17 protein-coding genes are annotated in these 17318 nt (G+C 71.3%); 7 read left to right on the top strand and 10 right to left on the bottom strand.

Annotation, left to right across the window (positions count from 1 at the left end; all coding sequences use genetic code 11):
• Positions 1 to 3 precede the first annotated feature (3 nt).
• Genes nuoH through OG753_RS24860 form a run of 8 tightly spaced genes read right to left on the bottom strand, consistent with a single transcriptional unit; the run spans position 4 to position 8967 of the window.
• Entirely contained in the window at positions 4 to 1356 is a 1353-nt protein-coding gene (nuoH, locus tag OG753_RS24895; RefSeq protein WP_327263903.1) for an NADH-quinone oxidoreductase subunit NuoH, read from the bottom strand.
• Positions 1353 to 3857 carry an NADH-quinone oxidoreductase subunit G gene (locus OG753_RS24890; protein ID WP_327263902.1) on the bottom strand — a complete coding sequence of 835 codons (2505 nt, stop codon included), beginning with the start codon at positions 3855 to 3857 and terminating at the stop codon, positions 1353 to 1355. Before OG753_RS24890 ends, nuoH begins: the two co-directional genes overlap by 4 nt.
• On the bottom strand, positions 3854 to 5230 hold the full coding sequence (gene nuoF, locus OG753_RS24885) for an NADH-quinone oxidoreductase subunit NuoF (RefSeq protein WP_405790193.1): 1377 nt from the start codon (positions 5228 to 5230) through the stop codon (positions 3854 to 3856). The genes OG753_RS24890 and nuoF overlap by 4 nt, the downstream gene beginning before the upstream one ends.
• The gene (gene nuoE / locus OG753_RS24880; protein ID WP_327263900.1) at positions 5230 to 5985 is read right to left on the bottom strand and encodes an NADH-quinone oxidoreductase subunit NuoE; all 756 of its coding nucleotides are present in this window, start codon (positions 5983 to 5985) and stop codon (positions 5230 to 5232) included. The genes nuoF and nuoE overlap by 1 nt, the downstream gene beginning before the upstream one ends.
• Positions 5982 to 7322: an NADH-quinone oxidoreductase subunit D gene (locus OG753_RS24875; RefSeq protein WP_327263899.1), complete on the bottom strand. Its 1341-nt coding sequence runs from the start codon at positions 7320 to 7322 to the stop codon at positions 5982 to 5984. Before OG753_RS24875 ends, nuoE begins: the two co-directional genes overlap by 4 nt.
• On the bottom strand, positions 7322 to 8041 hold the full coding sequence (locus OG753_RS24870; RefSeq protein WP_327263898.1) for an NADH-quinone oxidoreductase subunit C: 720 nt from the start codon (positions 8039 to 8041) through the stop codon (positions 7322 to 7324). Before OG753_RS24870 ends, OG753_RS24875 begins: the two co-directional genes overlap by 1 nt.
• Entirely contained in the window at positions 8038 to 8592 is a 555-nt protein-coding gene (locus OG753_RS24865) for an NADH-quinone oxidoreductase subunit B family protein (RefSeq protein WP_030162005.1), read from the bottom strand. Before OG753_RS24865 ends, OG753_RS24870 begins: the two co-directional genes overlap by 4 nt.
• Before the next feature lie 15 nt (positions 8593 to 8607).
• Positions 8608 to 8967 carry an NADH-quinone oxidoreductase subunit A gene (locus tag OG753_RS24860; RefSeq protein WP_030653431.1) on the bottom strand — a complete coding sequence of 120 codons (360 nt, stop codon included), beginning with the start codon at positions 8965 to 8967 and terminating at the stop codon, positions 8608 to 8610.
• Between the two features lie 848 nt (positions 8968 to 9815).
• Here OG753_RS24860 and OG753_RS24855 point away from each other — a divergent pair.
• Positions 9816 to 10652, top strand: coding sequence for an NlpC/P60 family protein (locus OG753_RS24855; RefSeq protein ID WP_327263897.1), 837 nt, complete (start codon positions 9816 to 9818; stop codon positions 10650 to 10652).
• Positions 10653 to 10769: 117 nt separating this feature from the next.
• On the opposite strand, the gene OG753_RS24850 is transcribed toward OG753_RS24855, so the two are convergent.
• Together OG753_RS24850 and OG753_RS24845 are read right to left on the bottom strand one after the other, a co-directional pair.
• Positions 10770 to 11732 (bottom strand): hypothetical protein, encoded by a 963-nt coding sequence (locus OG753_RS24850; protein ID WP_327263896.1) that lies wholly within the window; start codon positions 11730 to 11732, stop codon positions 10770 to 10772.
• Positions 11733 to 11761: 29 nt separating this feature from the next.
• Positions 11762 to 12172 (bottom strand): hypothetical protein, encoded by a 411-nt coding sequence (locus OG753_RS24845; RefSeq protein WP_327263895.1) that lies wholly within the window; start codon positions 12170 to 12172, stop codon positions 11762 to 11764.
• Between the two features lie 334 nt (positions 12173 to 12506).
• Between OG753_RS24845 and OG753_RS24840 the strand changes: the two genes are divergently transcribed.
• The 6 genes from OG753_RS24840 (at position 12507) to OG753_RS24815 (ending at position 17299) form a co-directional block, all read left to right on the top strand.
• On the top strand, positions 12507 to 12881 hold the full coding sequence (locus OG753_RS24840; protein WP_327263894.1) for a hypothetical protein: 375 nt from the start codon (positions 12507 to 12509) through the stop codon (positions 12879 to 12881).
• Positions 12878 to 14446 (top strand): peptidoglycan-binding protein, encoded by a 1569-nt coding sequence (locus tag OG753_RS24835; RefSeq protein ID WP_405790189.1) that lies wholly within the window; start codon positions 12878 to 12880, stop codon positions 14444 to 14446. Before OG753_RS24840 ends, OG753_RS24835 begins: the two co-directional genes overlap by 4 nt.
• Positions 14447 to 14547: 101 nt before the next feature.
• Positions 14548 to 15207 carry an ABC transporter ATP-binding protein gene (locus tag OG753_RS24830; RefSeq protein ID WP_405790187.1) on the top strand — a complete coding sequence of 220 codons (660 nt, stop codon included), beginning with the start codon at positions 14548 to 14550 and terminating at the stop codon, positions 15205 to 15207.
• Positions 15204 to 16457 carry an ABC transporter permease gene (locus tag OG753_RS24825; RefSeq protein WP_327263891.1) on the top strand — a complete coding sequence of 418 codons (1254 nt, stop codon included), beginning with the start codon at positions 15204 to 15206 and terminating at the stop codon, positions 16455 to 16457. Before OG753_RS24830 ends, OG753_RS24825 begins: the two co-directional genes overlap by 4 nt.
• A gap of 59 nt (positions 16458 to 16516) precedes the next feature.
• Positions 16517 to 16792 (top strand): hypothetical protein, encoded by a 276-nt coding sequence (locus OG753_RS24820; RefSeq protein WP_327263890.1) that lies wholly within the window; start codon positions 16517 to 16519, stop codon positions 16790 to 16792.
• Between the two features lie 15 nt (positions 16793 to 16807).
• Entirely contained in the window at positions 16808 to 17299 is a 492-nt protein-coding gene (locus tag OG753_RS24815; RefSeq protein WP_327263889.1) for a DUF4265 domain-containing protein, read from the top strand.
• Positions 17300 to 17318: the final 19 nt, after the last annotated feature.

Raw genomic sequence — 17318 nt, 5'->3', positions numbered from 1 at the left:
CTCTCAAGCCTCCTCTCGGTCACTGTCAGTATTCGTCCCGCCACTGACAATCAGCTCCCGCTCGCTGCGGGACCGCCTGCGCGGTACGGGTGCCAGGTGCTGGCCGGGCTTGGGCGGTACGGGGAATCCGCCCGCCAGCGGGTCGAAGGGCTCGGCATCGTGCACGGCCTCCGCGGCCGCCGCCTTCTCCCGCTTGTCGCGGAAGACGTCCGCGACGAAGGAGAGGAGCAGGATCGCCACGACGGCGCCGCCGACGTACAGGACGATCTCGCTGAAGTCGTACGCCTCGTTGCGCAGCGCCCGGACGGTGGCCACCAGCATCAGCCAGACCACCGAGACCGGGATCAGGACCTTCCAGCCGAGCTTCATCAGCTGGTCGTAGCGCACGCGTGGCAGCGTGCCGCGCAGCCAGATGAAGAAGAACAGCAGCAGCTGCACCTTGAGGACGAACCAGAGCATCGGCCACCAGCCGTGGTTCGCGCCCTCCCAGAAGGTGCTGATCGGGTACGGGGCCCGCCAGCCGCCGAGGAAGAGGGTGACCGAGACCGCCGAGACGGTGACCATGTTGACGTACTCCGCCAGCATGAACAGCGCGAACTTGATGGACGAGTACTCGGTGTTGAAGCCGCCGACCAGGTCGCCCTCGGACTCCGGCATGTCGAAGGGGGCGCGGTTCGTCTCGCCGACCATCGTGATGACGTAGATGATGAAGGACACCGGCAGCAGGACGATGAACCAGCGGTCCGCCTGGGCCTCGACGATCGCCGAGGTCGACATCGACCCGGAGTAGAGGAAGACCGAGGCGAAGGCCGCGCCCATCGCGATCTCGTAGGAGATCATCTGCGCGCAGGAGCGCAGGCCGCCGAGGAGCGGATAGGTGGAGCCGGAGGACCAGCCCGCCAGCACGATGCCGTAGATGCCGACCGAGGCCACCGCGAGGATGTAGAGCATCGCGATGGGCAGGTCGGTCAGCTGCATCGTGGTGCGCTGGCCGAAGATGGAGACCTCGTTGCCGGCCGGCCCGAACGGGATCACCGCGATGGCCATGAAGGCCGGGATCGCCGCGATGATCGGGGCCAGGACGTAGACCACCTTGTCGGCCCGCTTGACGATCAGGTCTTCCTTGAGCATCAGCTTCACGCCGTCGGCGAGCGACTGGAGCATGCCCCAGGGGCCGTGCCGGTTCGGGCCGATGCGCAGCTGCATCCAGGCGACGACCTTGCGCTCCCACACGATGGAGAAGAGCACCGTCACCATCAGGAACGCGAAGCAGAACACCGCCTTGAGGAGGACGAGCCACCAGACGTCCTTGCCGAACAGTGACAGGTCCTCGGCAGCGAGTTGAACGGTGTTCACGCGCCCACCTCCGCAGTGGTGTCGCCTGCGCCGGCCGGGGTCGCCGGGCCGATGCGTACGAGGGTGCCCGGGCGGGCGCCGGCGTCGGCGAGGACGCCGGAGCCGGTGGAGTTCAGCGGGAGCCAGACCACGCGGTCGGGCATCTCGGTGATCCGGAGCGGGAGTTCCACGGAGCCGGCCGGGCCGGTGACCGCGAGGACGTCGCCGTCCTTGACGCCGGTCTCGGCGGCCGTGGCGGCCGACAGCCGGGCGCTCGCCTCGTGGCGGGTGCCGGCCAGCGCGTCGTCGCCCTCCTGCAGCCGGCCGAGGTCCAGGAGGAGCCGGTGGCCCGCGAGGACCGCCTCACCGGTGCCCGGCCGGGGCAGCACCGCGGTGTCCGCGCTCTGCGCGGCGGCCCGCTCCCCGGCCCACGGGCCGAGCCGGTCGATCTCCCGGCGTACGGCGTGTACGTCGGGCAGCGCGATCGGCCGGTCGGCGGCGTCGGCCAGCATGTGCAGCACGCGGGCGTCGGCCGGGGCGAGCCGGCGGGTCATCTGGTCGGGCTTGAGCGCGGCCTCGAACGGCCGGACCCTGCCCTCCCAGTTGATGAACGCGCCCGCCTTCTCGGCCACCGCGGCGACCGGGAGGACCACGTCCGCGTGGTCGGTGACCTCGCTGGGCCGCAGTTCCAGGGAGACCACGAAGGCCTCCTGGAGGGCGGTCCGCGCGCGGGCCGGGTCCGGCAGGTCGGTGACCTCGACGCCCGCGACCAGCAGGGCCGAGAGCTCCCGGGTCGCCGCGGCCTCGACGATCTGGCCGGTGTCGCGGCCGTAACGGTGCGGGAGTTCGTCCAGGCCCCAGGCGGTGGCGACCTCGTCGCGGGCCCGCGGGTCGGTGGCCGGACGGCCGCCCGGCAGCAGGGACGGCAGCGCTCCCGCCTCGATGGCGGCCCGCTCTCCGGCCCGGCGCGGGATCCACACCAGGGTGGCCCCGGTGACGCCCGCGGCCCGTACGGCGGCGGTCAGCGCGCCCGGCACCCCGGCGAGGCGCTCCCCGACGAGGATGACCGCGCCGGGCAGGCGCAGCGCGTCGGCGGCTTCGGCGCCCCCGGTCTCCAGGCCGGTCCGGGACGCCAGCGCGTCGAGCCACTCGGGCTCGGTGCCGGGGGCGGCGGCGAGCAGGGTGCCGCCGGCCTTGGCCAGGCCGCGGGTGGCGAAGGGGGCGACGGAGAAGGTCCGCTGCTTGTGCTTGCGGTGGGCCTTGCGCAGCCGCAGGAAGACGCCGGGGGCCTCCTCCTCCGCCTCGATGCCGAGGAGCAGTACCGCCGGCGCCGCCTCCAGGGCGGTGTACGAGAGCCACGGCCCTCCGAGGTCGACCCCGTATCCGGCGACCTCCGAGGCCAGGAACTCGGCCTCCTCGGCGCTGTGCACGCGGGCCCGGAAGTCGATGTCGTTGGTGTCGAGCACGACCCGCGCGAACTTGGCGTACGCGTAGGCGTCCTCGACGGTGAGCCTGCCGCCGGTGAGCACTCCGGCCCGGCCGCGCGCGGCGGCGAGTCCGTTCGCCGCGGCCTCCAGGGCCTCGGGCCAGCTCGCCGGCTCCAGGACCCCGGCGGCGCTGCGCACCAGCGGGGTCGTCAGCCGGTCCGGGCGCTGCGCGTAGCGGAACCCGAAGCGGCCCTTGTCGCAGATCCACTCCTCGTTGACCTCGGGGTCCTCGGCGGCGAGGCGGCGCAGCACCTTGCCCCGGCGGTGGTCGGTGCGGGTCGCGCAGCCGCCCGCGCAGTGCTCGCACACGCTCGGGGAGGAGACGAGGTCGAAGGGGCGGGAGCGGAACCGGTAGGCGGCCGAGGTGAGGGCGCCGACCGGGCAGATCTGGATGGTGTTGCCGGAGAAGTACGACTCGAAGGGGTCGCCCTCGCCGGTGCCGACCTGCTGGAGCGCGCCGCGTTCCAGCAGCTCGATCATCGGGTCGCCGGCGATCTCGTTGGAGAAGCGGGTGCAGCGCGCGCACAGCACGCACCGCTCGCGGTCCAGCAGCACCTGGGTGGAGATGGGGACCGGCTTCTCGTAGGTGCGCTTCTTGCCCTCGAACCGGGATTCGGCGTTGCCGTGCGACATCGCCTGGTTCTGCAGCGGGCACTCGCCGCCCTTGTCGCAGACCGGGCAGTCCAGCGGGTGGTTGATGAGCAGCAGCTCCATCACACCGCGCTGGGCCTTGTCGGCGACCTCGGAGGTCAGCTGGGTCTTGACGACCATGCCGTCGGTGCAGGTGATGGTGCAGGAGGCCATCGGCTTGCGCTGGCCCTCGACCTCGACGATGCACTGGCGGCAGGCGCCGGCCGGGGAGAGGAGGGGGTGGTCGCAGAACCGGGGGATCTCGATGCCGAGCTGTTCGGCGGCCCGGATGACGAGGGTGCCCTTGGGCACCGACAGCTCGACCCCGTCGATGGTCAGCGAGACGGTGTTCTCGGGTGGAACCGCCGCTCCGCCACCGGAGGCCGCTGGAGTGGTGACGGTCATGCGTTCACCTCCGTGTCGGCCCAGAGGGTCGACTTCCTGGGGTCGAAGGGGCAGCCCTTGCCCGTGATGTGCTGCTCGTACTCCTCGCGGAAGTACTTGAGCGAGGAGAAGATCGGGCTGGCCGCGCCGTCGCCGAGCGCGCAGAACGACTTGCCGTTGATGTTGTCGGCGATGTCGTTCAGCTTGTCGAGGTCGGACATGACGCCCTTGCCGGCCTCGATGTCGCGGAGCAGCTGGACCAGCCAGTAGGTGCCTTCGCGGCACGGCGTGCACTTGCCGCAGGACTCGTGGGCGTAGAACTCGGTCCACCGGGTCACGGCCCGCACCACGCAGGTGGTCTCGTCGAAGCACTGGAGGGCCTTGGTGCCGAGCATCGAGCCGGCGGCGCCCACGCCCTCGTAGTCCAGCGGGACGTCGAGGTGCTCGTCGGTGAACATCGGGGTGGAGGAGCCGCCCGGGGTCCAGAACTTCAGCCGGTGCCCGGGGCGCATGCCGCCGCTCATGTCGAGGAGCTGGCGCAGGGTGATGCCGAGCGGGGCCTCGTACTGGCCGGGTCCCACGACGTGCCCGGAGAGCGAGTACAGCGTGAAGCCGGGGGACTTCTCGGTCCCCATCGACTTGAACCAGTCCTTGCCCCTGTTCAGGATCGCGGGAACCGAGGCGATGGACTCCACGTTGTTGACGACAGTGGGGCACGCGTAGAGCCCCTCGACGGCAGGGAAGGGGGGACGCAGCCGGGGCTGGCCGCGCCGGCCTTCGAGGGAGTCGAGCAGCGCCGTTTCCTCGCCGCAGATGTAGGCGCCCGCGCCCGCGTGCACGGTGATGTCGAGGTTGCGACCGGTGCCGTCGATGTCCTTGCCGAGGTATCCGGCCGCGAACGCCTCGCGCACGGCCTCGTGCAGGCGCCGCAGTACGGGCACCGTCTCCCCGCGCAGGTAGATGAAGGCGTGCTCCGAGCGGATCGCGTAGCAGGCGATGATCATTCCCTCGATGAGGGAGTGCGGGTTGGCGAAGAGGAGGGGGATGTCCTTGCAGGTTCCCGGCTCCGACTCGTCCGCGTTCACGACGAGGTAGTGCGGCTTTCCGTCGCCCTGCGGGATGAACTGCCACTTCATTCCGGTGGGGAAGCCGGCGCCGCCGCGTCCGCGCAGACCCGAGTCCTTCACGTACGCGATGAGGTCGTCCGGGGTCATCGCGAGCGCCTTGCGCAGGCCCTCGTACCCCTCGTGGCGCCGGTAGGTCTCCAGCGTCCACGACCGCGGCTCGTCCCAGAAGGAGGACAGCACCGGTGCGAGGAGCTTCTCCGGGCTGGTCCCTCCCCCGGCCTCCGGATGGGAGGTGCCTCCATTGCTCAGTTCGGAAGACACGGACATCACTCCCCTCCCTCGGTGGTGGCCTCGCCACGCGGGTGGACGATCGAGGTGTGCGCGGACTCGCCGCGGGCGATGCGCAGCCCGATCAGGGAGGCGGGACCGGCGCCGCCGGTCGCCTCGACAGCGCCCTCCCGCTCGTCGGGAAAGCCGGCCAGGATCCGGGCGGTCTCCTTGTACGTGCACAGCGGCGCGCCCCGGGTCGGCGAGACCTCGCGCCCGGCCAGCAGGTCGTCGACCATGGCCTTGGCGGATTCGGGGGTCTGGTTGTCGAAGAACTCCCAGTTGACCATCACCACGGGGGCGTAGTCGCAGGCCGCGTTGCACTCGATGTGTTCGAGGGTGACCTTGCCGTCGGGGGTGGTCTCGTTGTTGCCCACCCCGAGGTGCTCCTTGAGCTCGTCGAAGATGGCGTCGCCGCCCATCACCGCGCACAGGGTGTTCGTGCAGACACCGACCTGGTAGTCCCCGGAGGGCCTGCGCCGGTACATCGTGTAGAAGGTCGCCACTGCCGTGACCTCGGCGGTGGTCAGGCCCAGTACCTCGGCACAGAAGCGGATGCCGGTGCGCGAGACGTGGCCCTCGACGGACTGGGTCAGGTGCAGCAGCGGCAGCAGCGCGGAGCGGCTGTCGGGGTAGCGGGCGATGACTTCCTTGGCGTCGGCTTCGAGGCGTGTCCGTACCTCCGCCGGGAAGTCGGGGGCCGGCAGCTGGGGCATGCCCAGCGAGACCCCTTGGTTCGAAGGACTGGCGGTCATCGGTCGACGCCTCCCATCACGGGGTCGATGGATGCGACGGCGACGATGACGTCGGCGACCTGGCCGCCCTCGCACATCGCGGCCATGGCCTGCAGGTTGGTGAAGGACGGGTCGCGGAAGTGGACCCGGTAGGGGCGGGTTCCGCCGTCGGAGACCAGGTGGACGCCGAGCTCGCCCTTGGGTGACTCGACGGCCGCGTACGCCTGGCCCGCCGGTACCCGGAAGCCCTCGGTCACCAGCTTGAAGTGGTGGATGAGGGCCTCCATGGAGGTGCCCATGATGTTCCTGATGTGGTCGAGCGAGTTGCCGAGGCCGTCCGGGCCCATCGCCAGCTGCGCCGGCCAGGCGATCTTCTTGTCGGCGACCATCACCGGGCCCGGCTCCAGGCGCTCCAGGCACTGCTCGACGATCCGCAGCGACTGGCGCATCTCCTCCAGGCGGATCAGGAACCGCCCGTAGGAGTCGCAGCTCTCGGTGGTCGGCACGTCGAACTCGTAGTTCTCGTAGCCGCAGTACGGGTCCGACTTGCGCAGGTCGTGCGGCAGGCCGGCGGAGCGCAGGATCGGGCCGGTGGCGCCGAGTGCCATGCAGCCGGTGAGGTCGAGGTAGCCGACGTCCTGCATGCGCGCCTTGAAGATGGGGTTGCCGGTGGCGAGCTTGTCGTACTCCGGCAGGTTCTTCTTCATGATCTTGAGGAACTCGCGCAGCTGGTCGACGGTGCCTGGGGGCAGGTCCTGGGCGAGGCCGCCGGGGCGGACGAACGCGTGGTTCATGCGCAGTCCGGTGATCAGCTCGAAGATGTCGAGGATCAGCTCGCGGTCGCGGAAGCCGTAGATCATGATCGTGGTCGCGCCCAGCTCCATGCCGCCGGTGGCGATGCACACCAGGTGGGAGGAGAGCCGGTTGAGCTCCATGAGCAGGACGCGGATGACCGTGGCGCGGTCCGGGACCTGGTCGGTGATGCCGAGCAGCTTCTCGACGCCCAGGCAGTACGCCGTCTCGTTGAAGAACGGCGTCAGGTAGTCCATGCGCGTCACGAAGGTGGTGCCCTGCGTCCAGTTCCGGAATTCGAGGTTCTTCTCGATGCCGGTGTGCAGGTACCCGATGCCGCAGCGGGCCTCGGTGACCGTCTCGCCGTCGATCTCCAGGATCAGGCGCAGCACGCCGTGGGTGGACGGGTGCTGCGGACCCATGTTGACGACGATCCGCTCGTCGTCGGCCTTGGCCGCGGACTGGACGATCTCGTCCCAGTCGCCGCCGGTGACGGTGTAGACGGTGCCCTCGGTCGTCTCGCGCGCGGAGGCGGGATCGGCGGAGGCGTGGTTTGACGTGGACATCAGCTGTACGACCTCCGCTGGTCGGGAGCCGGGATCTGGGCGCCCTTGTACTCGACGGGAATGCCGCCGAGCGGGTAGTCCTTGCGCTGCGGGAAGCCCTGCCAGTCGTCCGGCATCATGATCCGGGTGAGGGCCGGGTGCCCGTCGAAGATCAGGCCGAAGAAGTCGTACGTCTCGCGCTCGTGCCAGTCGTTGGTCGGGTAGACGGCGACGAGCGAGGGGACGTGCGGGTCGCTGTCCGGGACGGACACCTCAAGCCGCAGGATCCGGCCGTGCGTGAGCGAGCGCAGGTGGTAGACGGCGTGCAGCTCGCGGCCCTTGTCCCCGGGGAAGTGCACGCCGGAGACGCCGGTGCAGAGCTCGAAGCGCAGGGCCGGGTCGTCGCGCAGGGTGCGCGCGACCCGGACGAGGTGCTCGCGGGCGATGTGGAAGGTGAGCTCGCCCCGGTCGACCACCGTCTTCTCGATGGCGTTCCCGGGGACCAGGTCCTGCTCCTCCAGGGCGCCTTCGAGCTCGTCGGCCACCTCGTCGAACCAGGAGCCGTACGGCCTGCTCGTCGCGCCGGGCAGGGCCACGGTCCGTACCAGGCCGCCGTAGCCGCTGGTGTCCCCGCCGCCCGCGGCACCGAACATGCCCTTGCGGACGCCGATGACCTCGGGGCCCTGGGCGCGCGGCGCAGGGACGTTGCTGCCGTTGTCCGGCTCTTGGGTCTCGCTCACCGGAGCAGCCCCTTCATCTCGATGGTGGGGAGGGCCTTGAGGGCCGCCTCCTCCGCCTCACGTGCCGCCTCTTCCCGGTTCACGCCGAGCTTTCCGCCCTGGATCTTCTGGTGGAGCTTGAGGATCGCGTCCATCAGCATCTCGGGGCGCGGCGGGCAGCCGGGGAGATAGATGTCCACGGGGACGATGTGATCGACGCCCTGGACAATCGCGTAGTTGTTGAACATTCCGCCCGAGGATGCACAAACCCCCATGGAGATGACCCATTTGGGAGCGGGCATCTGGTCGTACACCTGCCGCAGCACCGGCGCCATCTTCTGGCTGACCCGGCCGGCCACGATCATCAGATCGGCCTGGCGCGGTGAGCCGCGGAAGACCTCCATGCCGAAGCGGGCGAGGTCGTACCGGCCCGCCCCGGTGGTCATCATCTCGATGGCGCAGCAGGCCAGACCGAAGGTCGCCGGGAAGACGGACGACTTGCGCACCCATCCCGCGGCCTGTTCGACGGTGGTCAGCAGGAAGCCGCTCGGCAGCTTCTCTTCCAGTCCCATGGAAAATTCAGCCCCTCAGTCCCATTCCAGGCCGCCGCGGCGCCACACGTAGGCGTAGGCGACGAAGACGGTGAGCACGAAGAGCAGCATCTCGACGAGCCCGAAGATCCCCAGGGAGTCGAAGGTGACGGCCCAGGGGTAGAGGAAGACAACCTCGATGTCGAAGACGATGAAGAGCATCGCCGTCAGGTAGTACTTGATCGGGAAGCGGCCACCGCCGGCCGGCATCGGCGTCGGTTCGATGCCGCACTCGTAGGCGTCAAGCTTCGCCCGGTTGTACCGTTTTGGGCCGATCAGCGTGGCCATGACCACGGAGAAGATCGCAAACCCTGCGCCGAGGGCGCCGAGCACGAGGATGGGCGCGTACGCATTCACGCTCCTCGCTCCTTCCAGTCGTCCTTGACCGTTGGACCGCTGCCGGCGCCGAGTGACCCGCCTCGCGAAGATCACGCTTTCGATCAAGCGCTTGCATGTGAGGCAGTTCACAAGCCGGACTGGTGCGCATCTTATGCCTGCTCGTCTGTGATCTGCGACACGGGTTGCAACACCGAGTTTGTGATCTCCACCACCTGACGAACGATCATGAAGTCCGATGAGTGGTGATCTTCATACGCGAAGCATCCACATGATCACCAAAGGTGACATCCGAGCCCGTTACCGCAGGTAGAAGGGGGCTTGCCCTATCAAACGATGCTCGGTGCAGGCAAATTGGCAACAGGGGTGCGGCGGTGATAAGGGGATCGGCGTCGCCCGGTCGGGGGACGCCGTGTGTACGGAGGTGGACGCGGGGCAGACGCGGGACGGACGAGGGTCGCGCACGGGTCCCGGAGAGGGGCCGGCCGCCGCGCGGGGGGCCGCGCCGATGATCACGCCCGGGTCACGTGAGTGCGTGCATCCGTTCACGAACCTCTCGGCCCGTTCACAGGAAGGTCACGGGAGGGGCACGGCGTCCACATCACGTGACCTCACTGTGACCTGCGCCACTCTGAATCGGCGGTTCCGAAAGGGGGCTTGGCCATCTGTGCGGAGTGATGGTAGGTCAGGGATCAATTAGGACTTAATTCCGAAACCCCATGATCACAGCCTTGCGGAGGCCTGTCCGTTTCGCCCGTTACGGCGTCAATAAGGAGCGAGAAGCGTCCGGTTAGCGCCCTTCGCGCGCAACTGTGGCGCAACCCACGTTTCTTGAAGGGAACCCGGGCACCCTGATAGCGGTTGTCCTCATGTCCCACACCGCTCACATACCCAGCCACCGGAAGCCCCGCCGCAGCGCCTCGAAGCTCGCGGTCCGCGCCGGAGTTGCCGGTGGCGTCCTCAGCACCCTGGCCATGGCCGGCACCGCGAGCGCGTCCCCGTCCGCCGAGCCCGTGGCCGAGACGACGCTCGAAATGCCGGTCCTCAACCTGGACCTGGGCGCCGACGTCTCCTCCGCCGTCACCGCGGCCGCCGAGAACACCCGTCTCGCGGCCGTCGAAGGCGAACTGACGGCCCAGGAGGAGAGCGCCCGCACCGGCGCCGCCGCCGAGGCCAAGAAGGCCAAGGAAGAGGCCCAGAAGAAGGCCGACGCCGAGAAGAAGGCGAAGGCCGAGGCCGAGCGCAAGGCCGAGGCCGAGCGCTCCAGCCGCAGCACGGACCGCAACACGCTGAAGAGCGCCTCCGCCTCCGCCGCCCCGCAGGGCACCGGAACCGTTTCCGCTCCGGCCACCGGCTCCGCCGCGGCCATCGTCAACTTCGCCCGCGCGCAGGTCGGCAAGGCGTACGTCATGGGCGGCACCGGCCCGTCCTCGTTCGACTGCTCCGGTCTCGTCCAGGCCGCCTACCGCCAGGCCGGCATCTCCCTGCCGCGCATGTCCCAGGCGCAGTCCTCGGCCGGCACGTCCGTGTCGCTGAACGCCCTGCAGCCGGGCGACATCCTGTACTGGGGCTCCAGGGGCAGCGCCTACCACGTCGCCATCTACGTCGGCGGCGGCAAGTTCGTCGGCGCGCAGAACCCCAGCACGGGCATCGTCGAGCGCAACCTGAGCTACGACAAGCCGACGGGCGCCGTCCGCGTCCTCTGAGCACGGCTCGGTTCGCGGCACACCCGGCACGGCCCCAGGGCCGGTACTCCCCCGCTCGGGGGTGGAGTACCGGCCCCGGGGCCGTTGTCCGCGTTCTCGCGGCGCTGAGCGCGACGCTCAGCCCAGGGAGGCCGCCAGCTTGAAGCGGGCCTCCCGCTGCCGCTTGTAGAGCGCGAGCGTCTCGGCGTGCTCCTCGACGAGGCGCTCCTGATAGGCCTTCTCGACCGCGCCCCAGATCCCGACGAGGTTCACCTCGCGCTTGCACGCGACGTCGGCCTTGGCCGCCGTGACGGCCTTCGGACCGCCCATGTCGCTCTCCAGGCCCAGCTTCTCCACGACGTCGTACGGTGATTCGATCCCGGCGTATCCGGACTTGTCCATGCATGACGACCACTTCGCGAGGACGTCGACGACCCGGGAGTCCTGCCGGGAGCGGTCGTGCGCCTCCGAGGCCAGCCCGAACGCGAAGAGCAGGTCCACGCTGTCCCTGGTCGGGGCGTACAGCTTGCGGTACCCCTCGCGCCCGCATCCGCCGGCCGGCACCTTCTGCCCGGCCGCCGTCAGGCCGCTGTCCACCTGCGCGGCCTCCTCCTCGGTGTTCGCGTCGGGAGCCGCGCCGCCCCGGGCTCCCTGCTGCTCGCCGGTCATCACGACGTTCGCGCTGTCGCTCAGCTGCGGTGCGGCGGGCTTCGCCGGGCTCCCCCTCCCCGCGGACTTGTCGTAACCGTGGGCCGCCGCGTACGCCGGATCGGCCAGGCCGAAGAGGTACGCGTGCCGGTCGCCGGCCCCGGCGCCGGTCGCCTCGGCGGATCGCACGCCCTCGTAGGTGAACCCGTACCGGGCCATGCACCGGGAGACCAGGGCCTGCTGGACCTGGCCCATCCGGATCCGTTCGGCCTCGGTGTCCGTGTACGCGTCCATCGGCAGGGACAGGGCGGCCGTCGCCGGGTTCACCTCGACGGGACCGAGCTCCGGTTCACCGCCCGCGGAGTCCCCGGTCCCGGCGCAGCCGGCCAGGAGGACGGCCGCCAGCAGGACGGCGGCCGGGGCGGCGGGCCGGCGGCGACGGGATGTGTGCATCGCGTGGAACTCCTTCTGCCGGATCCGGATTACGGGTGGAGGGTGTACTTGGCCGAGCTGATCTTGTTCTTGAAGCTGGTCGAGGCGTTGCCCGCGTAGTTCGACGGGATCTCACCGACGCTGCCGCCCAGGTCCTTGTCGGTGCCGACCTTCCAGGCGTAGACGTCCCGGTTCCGGTAGGACTCGGTGGTGTCGTTGATCCAGTTCCCGCTGGCCGAGCAGGAGCCCTGGTACTTGTCGTCGCTGAAGTTCACGTCATTCGTCACCAGGTCGAAGACGCACCCGGACTGGTTCTGCCAGTAGTAAAGCCCGAACTCCTGGTTCTCCAGATTTCCGTCGCGCCCCCAGGCGGCCGCCGGACCCGCGGTTCCCAGCAGAATGGCACCGGCCGAAACGGCCGCGACGCAGCCGGCGGTCAGCTTGCGCATTGCGTTGTCCATCACGCTTACCTCACTCTTCGGGTGAAAATCGGGGTGTTCGGGACGGACCGGGGTGCACTCATTTCGGCCCGGCGGGGATTCAACAGCGAACCCCGGGCCGGTTCAAGCTCATTCTCGGCTGATGGACAGTCACTTCTGTTGTCCGATACGCAACTTGTCGCAGCCGGGCACCGGTACCTACTATCTGGCGCGCGCCCTCCCCCACCCTTGAACGGATGCGCATAATCCACTCCTACCGCCGCAAGGGAACCCCGTCGTGCACGCAAGGCATTTGGCCCCGCTGCTCCTTCTGTGTATTTCACTGACGGGATGCGGCGGAGGCGACAAAGAACCTGTGGAAAGCGACAGTCCGCCTCCCACTGCGGAGGAAATCGCCTACCACGACTGCCTGAAGAAGCAGGGCGTGGCGATTGTCTATACGGACTACGGTGCTCCGCGCGTGGACAAGTCGAAGCCCTGGAACGACGAGGCCCACAGGGTCTGCGCGCCGATGCTGCCGCCCCCGCCGAAGCCCCAGCCGGCGGAGCCCGCCCGGGTCGCCGCCGCGCAGAAGGAGTCGGCGTGCCTGCGGGCCGAAGGCGTCTCCTGGTACCCGGACCCGGACCCGGTCACCGGCCAGATCGACGACCGCAAGGGCACTCCCGAGCAGTGGAGCGCGCTCAAGCGTGACCACCTCGACGCGTTGAAGAAGTGCCGGCCGGAGAAATGAGCGGGCCGGAGCAGGTACTGGTCCGCCGCGAGGCCCCGGCGGACCCCGAGGACGACCGCGTCGGGCTCGCGCGCGGCCGGCGCTTGGTGCTCGCGGTCGTCGGCGGGGCCGCGTTGATGGCGGTCGGCGGACTGCTGGCCACCACGCTGGTGAAATCCCCGGCGCAGGTGGCCGCGGAGACCGGCCCGCCCGCGCAGGGGGCGCTGACCGCGGAGGTCGAACGGCGGGTGCTCGCGCAGACCGTGGTGATGCGGGGGACCGTCGTCGCCGACCAGAGCGTCGCCGTGTCCCCGCAGGGCGTGCGCTCCGGGGCGGGAGCGGGGGCCGCCCTCGTGACCAGGCTGCCGCTGCAGGCCGGTGACCCGGTCACGGCGGGCCAGCTGATCGCCGAGGTGTCCGGGCGGCCCGTCTTCACCCTGCACGGCGCGCTGCCGATGTACCGCGACCTGGGGCCCGGGGCCACCGGCGACGACGTCGCGCAGCTGCAGCAGGCGCTGCGCGAACTCGGGCACGGCACCGGCGCCGACGCGAGGGGCGTCTTCGGGGCGGGTACGAAGGCCGCGCTCACCGCCCGCTACCGGGCCATCGGGTACGAGCCGCTGCCCGCGGTCGCCGACGGGGGCGCGGCGCTCAAGTCGGCGCGGGAGGCCGTACGGTCCGCGACCTGGGCCGTGGAGGACGCGAGCGACTCCGCCCGCCCGGCGGCTGCGGCGCCCACGGGCGCGCCCGCGGAGACCGGATCCGGCAAGGGCGGGGCGGCGGCCCCGCCGGGCCCCGCCGCGGGCTCGGGCCCGGGCCCCACCGCGGGCTCGGGCTCCGGCCGCGAGCTTGCGCGGGCGCGGCAGGTGCTCGGTGAGGCGCGGGCCGCGCTGCTGGCCGCCGAGGCCGCCGACGGCCCGATGCTGCCCGCCTCCGAGACCGTGTTCCTGGGCGCCTTCCCGGCCCGCGTCAGCTCCCTCGGCGCCCGGGCGGGATCACCCGTGTCCGGGCCGGTGCTCACGCTCTCCGCCGGGGAACTCGTCGTCGAGGCCTACCTCAAGGACGACAAGAGGCAGCTGCTGCGCGCGGGGATGACCGTGGTGGTCTCCTCCGAGGTCTCCGGCACCGATGTCCGCGGCAAGGTGGCGCTGGTCGCCACCGAACGCTCCACGGCGCAGCCCGCCGGACCGCTCCCGCAGCAGAACCAGGGCGGACAGGACTCCAAGGGCGGCGTCTCGGGCGGAGGCGGCACAGGCGCCGACCTCGGATACCGGATGGTGGTCCGCCCCGACCAGCCGCTGCCCGTCGGCTTCGCCGGGCAGGACGTCCGGCTGACCGTCGAGTCCGCCGCCACCGACGGCGAGGCCCTCGTCGTCCCCGTCACCGCCGTTTCGGCCGGCGCGGACGGGCGTACGGTCGTCACCGCCGTCTCCGCCGAAGGCACCCAGCGGCGCATCGAGGTACGCACCGGCACCAGCGGCGACGGCTACGTGGCCGTCACCCCGGCCCGGGCCGGTGCCCTCGCCGCCGGGACCAGAGTGGTGATCGGAACCGCGCCGCGGGAGGCCCGGGGGAAGACCGGATGAGGCTCCTGGCACAACGGTTCCGGCGACGCCCGCAGTCCGCCTCCGGCCCTGACGGCCGTGCCGGCCCTGACGGCGGTGACGGCGGTGACGGCGACAGCCCTGTGATCGAGCTCCGCGGGGCCGGCCTCACCTACCCCGGACCGCCGCCCGTCGAGGCCCTGCGCCCCTGCGACCTGACCGTGCGGCGCGGGGAGTTCATCACCGTCGTCGGCCCCTCCGGCTCCGGGAAGTCCACCTTCCTCAACGTCGCCGGGCTGCTCGACTCCCCCACCAGCGGCCGGTACCTCCTCGACGGGATCGACACCGGTGCGCTCCCCGACCGGGAGCGCACCGCCCTGCGCGGCCGCCGGATCGGCTTCGTCTTCCAGTCCTTCCATCTGCTGCCGCACCGGTCCGCCCTGGAGAACGTCACCCTCGCCATGCTCTACACCGGAACCCCGCGCGCCCAGCGCCTCGTACGCGCCCGCGAGGCCCTGGACCAGGTCGGTCTCGGGCACCGGGCCGGCGCCGTGCCGGGGCGGCTGTCGGGCGGCGAGCGCCAGCGCGTCGCCATCGCCCGCGCTCTGGTCGGGCGGCCCTCGCTGCTGCTGTGCGACGAGCCGACCGGCAATCTCGACTCGGTCAACGCCGCGTCCGTCCTCACGCTGCTGGACGAACTGCACGGGGCCGGGATGACCGTCCTCGTCATCACGCACGATCCGCAGGTGGCCCGGCGCGGACACCGGACGCTCACCATCCGCGACGGGCGGCTCCACCCGTGAGCGCCCCGGGCAACCCGGTCTCCCCCGAGCGCGGCGCCGTCGCACCGACCCGGCTGTCCGTGCGCGACGCCCTCGCCGAGGCCGTCGCCGGCATGCTCCGCCGCCCCGGCCGGGCCGTGCTCACCGCCCTCGGCACCGTCCTCGGTGTCGGCAGCTTCGTGGCCGTACTGGGCCTCACCGCCACCATCTCCTCGCAGATCGACGGCAGGTTCAACGTCCTGACGGCCACCGAGGTCGCCGTCGAGGACGTCGCCGCCCGGCAGAACGAGTTCGCCGGGCCCGGCTTCCCCGCCGACGCCGAGCAGCGGCTGCGCGCCGTCGCCGGCATCGAGCACGCCGGGGTGCTGTGGACCGTCCGGCTCGACCCGCGCACCACGGTCGGCCCGCTGCCCTCCGGGGGCGGCGACCCCACCACCGGCGCGGCCGTCGTCGCGGCCTCCCCCGGGGCCGTCGCCGCCCTCGTACCGACCCTCCAGCAGGGACGGCTCTACGACGACTTCGCCGAGCGTGGCCGCGAGCGCGTCGTCGTCATCGGCAGCGGGCTCGCCGCCCGCCTCGGCATCACCACGCTCGCCACCCGGCCCGCCCTCTACATCGGCCAGGAGCCCTTCACCGTCGCAGGCATCGTCGCCGACCTGCAACGCCGCCCCGAGCACCTGATGTCCGTCCTCGTCCCGCGCGCCACCGCCGAACAGCTCTGGGGGCCGCCCGCGCCCGGGGCCGCGAGCATGCTGATCGCCACCGAGCTCGGCGCCGCCCGGCAGGTCGCGGGCCTCGCCCCGCTCGCGCTGCGCCCCGATCACCCCGAGTACTTGAAGGCCGTCCCGCCGCCCGACCCGCGGATGCTGCGCTCCGGGGTCACCGCCGACCTGAGCGCGCTGTTCCTGCTGCTCGCCGGGATCTGCCTGGTCATCGGCGCGGTCGGGATCGCCAACACCACCCTGGTCGCCGTCCTGGAACGGACCGGGGAGATCGGGCTGCGCCGCGCGCTCGGCGCCCGCGGCCGGCACGTAGCGGCCCAGTTCCTCACCGAGTCCGCCGCCCTCGGTGCCCTGGGCGGCCTGGTCGGTACCTCGCTGGGCGAGCTGACGGTGGTCGTCGTCTCCCTGGCCCGGGACTGGACCCCGGTGATCCATCCGCTCACCGTCGTCGCGGCACCGCTCACCGGCCTGGTCACCGGTCTGCTGGCCGGGCTCCATCCCGCCTGGCGGGCGGCCCGTGTGGAACCGGCCGAGGCCCTGCGAAGATAGCGACAGGGCGCGTCTGACCGTCAGAGCCGCCCCGACCCGCCCTGGAGGTGGTGGTCCGCGTGAGTCCGAAGTCGTACGAACACCACGGCGCCGGCGACCCCACCGCGGTCCGGGCCGCGCTCGGCCTCGGCCTGCTCGCCGTCGGCGGCTGGCTGCTGACGACCACCCGCCCCTGGCAGAAGCCCGGCCACCCCCTGACGCTGGGCCTCGGCTGGACCGCTTCGGGCGCGCTGCTGGTGTGCGGGCTGTACCTGCTGGCAAGGTGCGTCCGTACCGTCCACGGCGACCCGGACGCCTCCACACCGCCGGGCCCGACGGCCGCGACGGACGACTGAACGGATGGGCCGCGCATGATGTCGGTCGAGGAAGGCACGGCCGGGCAACAGGTCAAGGTCTGGTTCAGATTCGTGCCCCGGGAGGGCTGGCTCCCCCAGGACACCGAGGGTCTGTGGGCCGACCGGCTCGGCGTCGACACGGCCCGGATCCGCAACGTCGCCTTTCTGCAGGACGGCGTCGCCGAGGACGACGTGGTGCGGTTCCGGACCGATGCCGAGGGCGTGCACTGGGCCGTGGGCCGGGTCAGCGCGTCCGGCAACTGCACGATCCGGGTCCTGCCCGTCCCTTCCGGGCCGCTGGGCCGCAGTGCCCGGGCGGTGCACGAGCGCCTCTCGCCCTTCGGGCTCGGCGGCGAGGTGTTCAGCGAGGACTTCCCGATGGTGGCCTTCAACGTGCCGGCCGACGCCGACCACGTGGGGATCAAGGCCCTCCTGGCGCGCGGCGAGGCGGAGGACTGGTGGCACTTCGAGGTCGGCTGCGGCACCGACGCCTGGTGGAACGCCTGACGTCGTGGACGTAGCCGGC

Source organism: Streptomyces sp. NBC_00029 (genome assembly GCF_045160505.1).
Taxonomy (GTDB): domain Bacteria; phylum Actinomycetota; class Actinomycetes; order Streptomycetales; family Streptomycetaceae; genus Streptomyces.
This window is presented reverse-complemented; position numbering and strand designations above follow the sequence as displayed.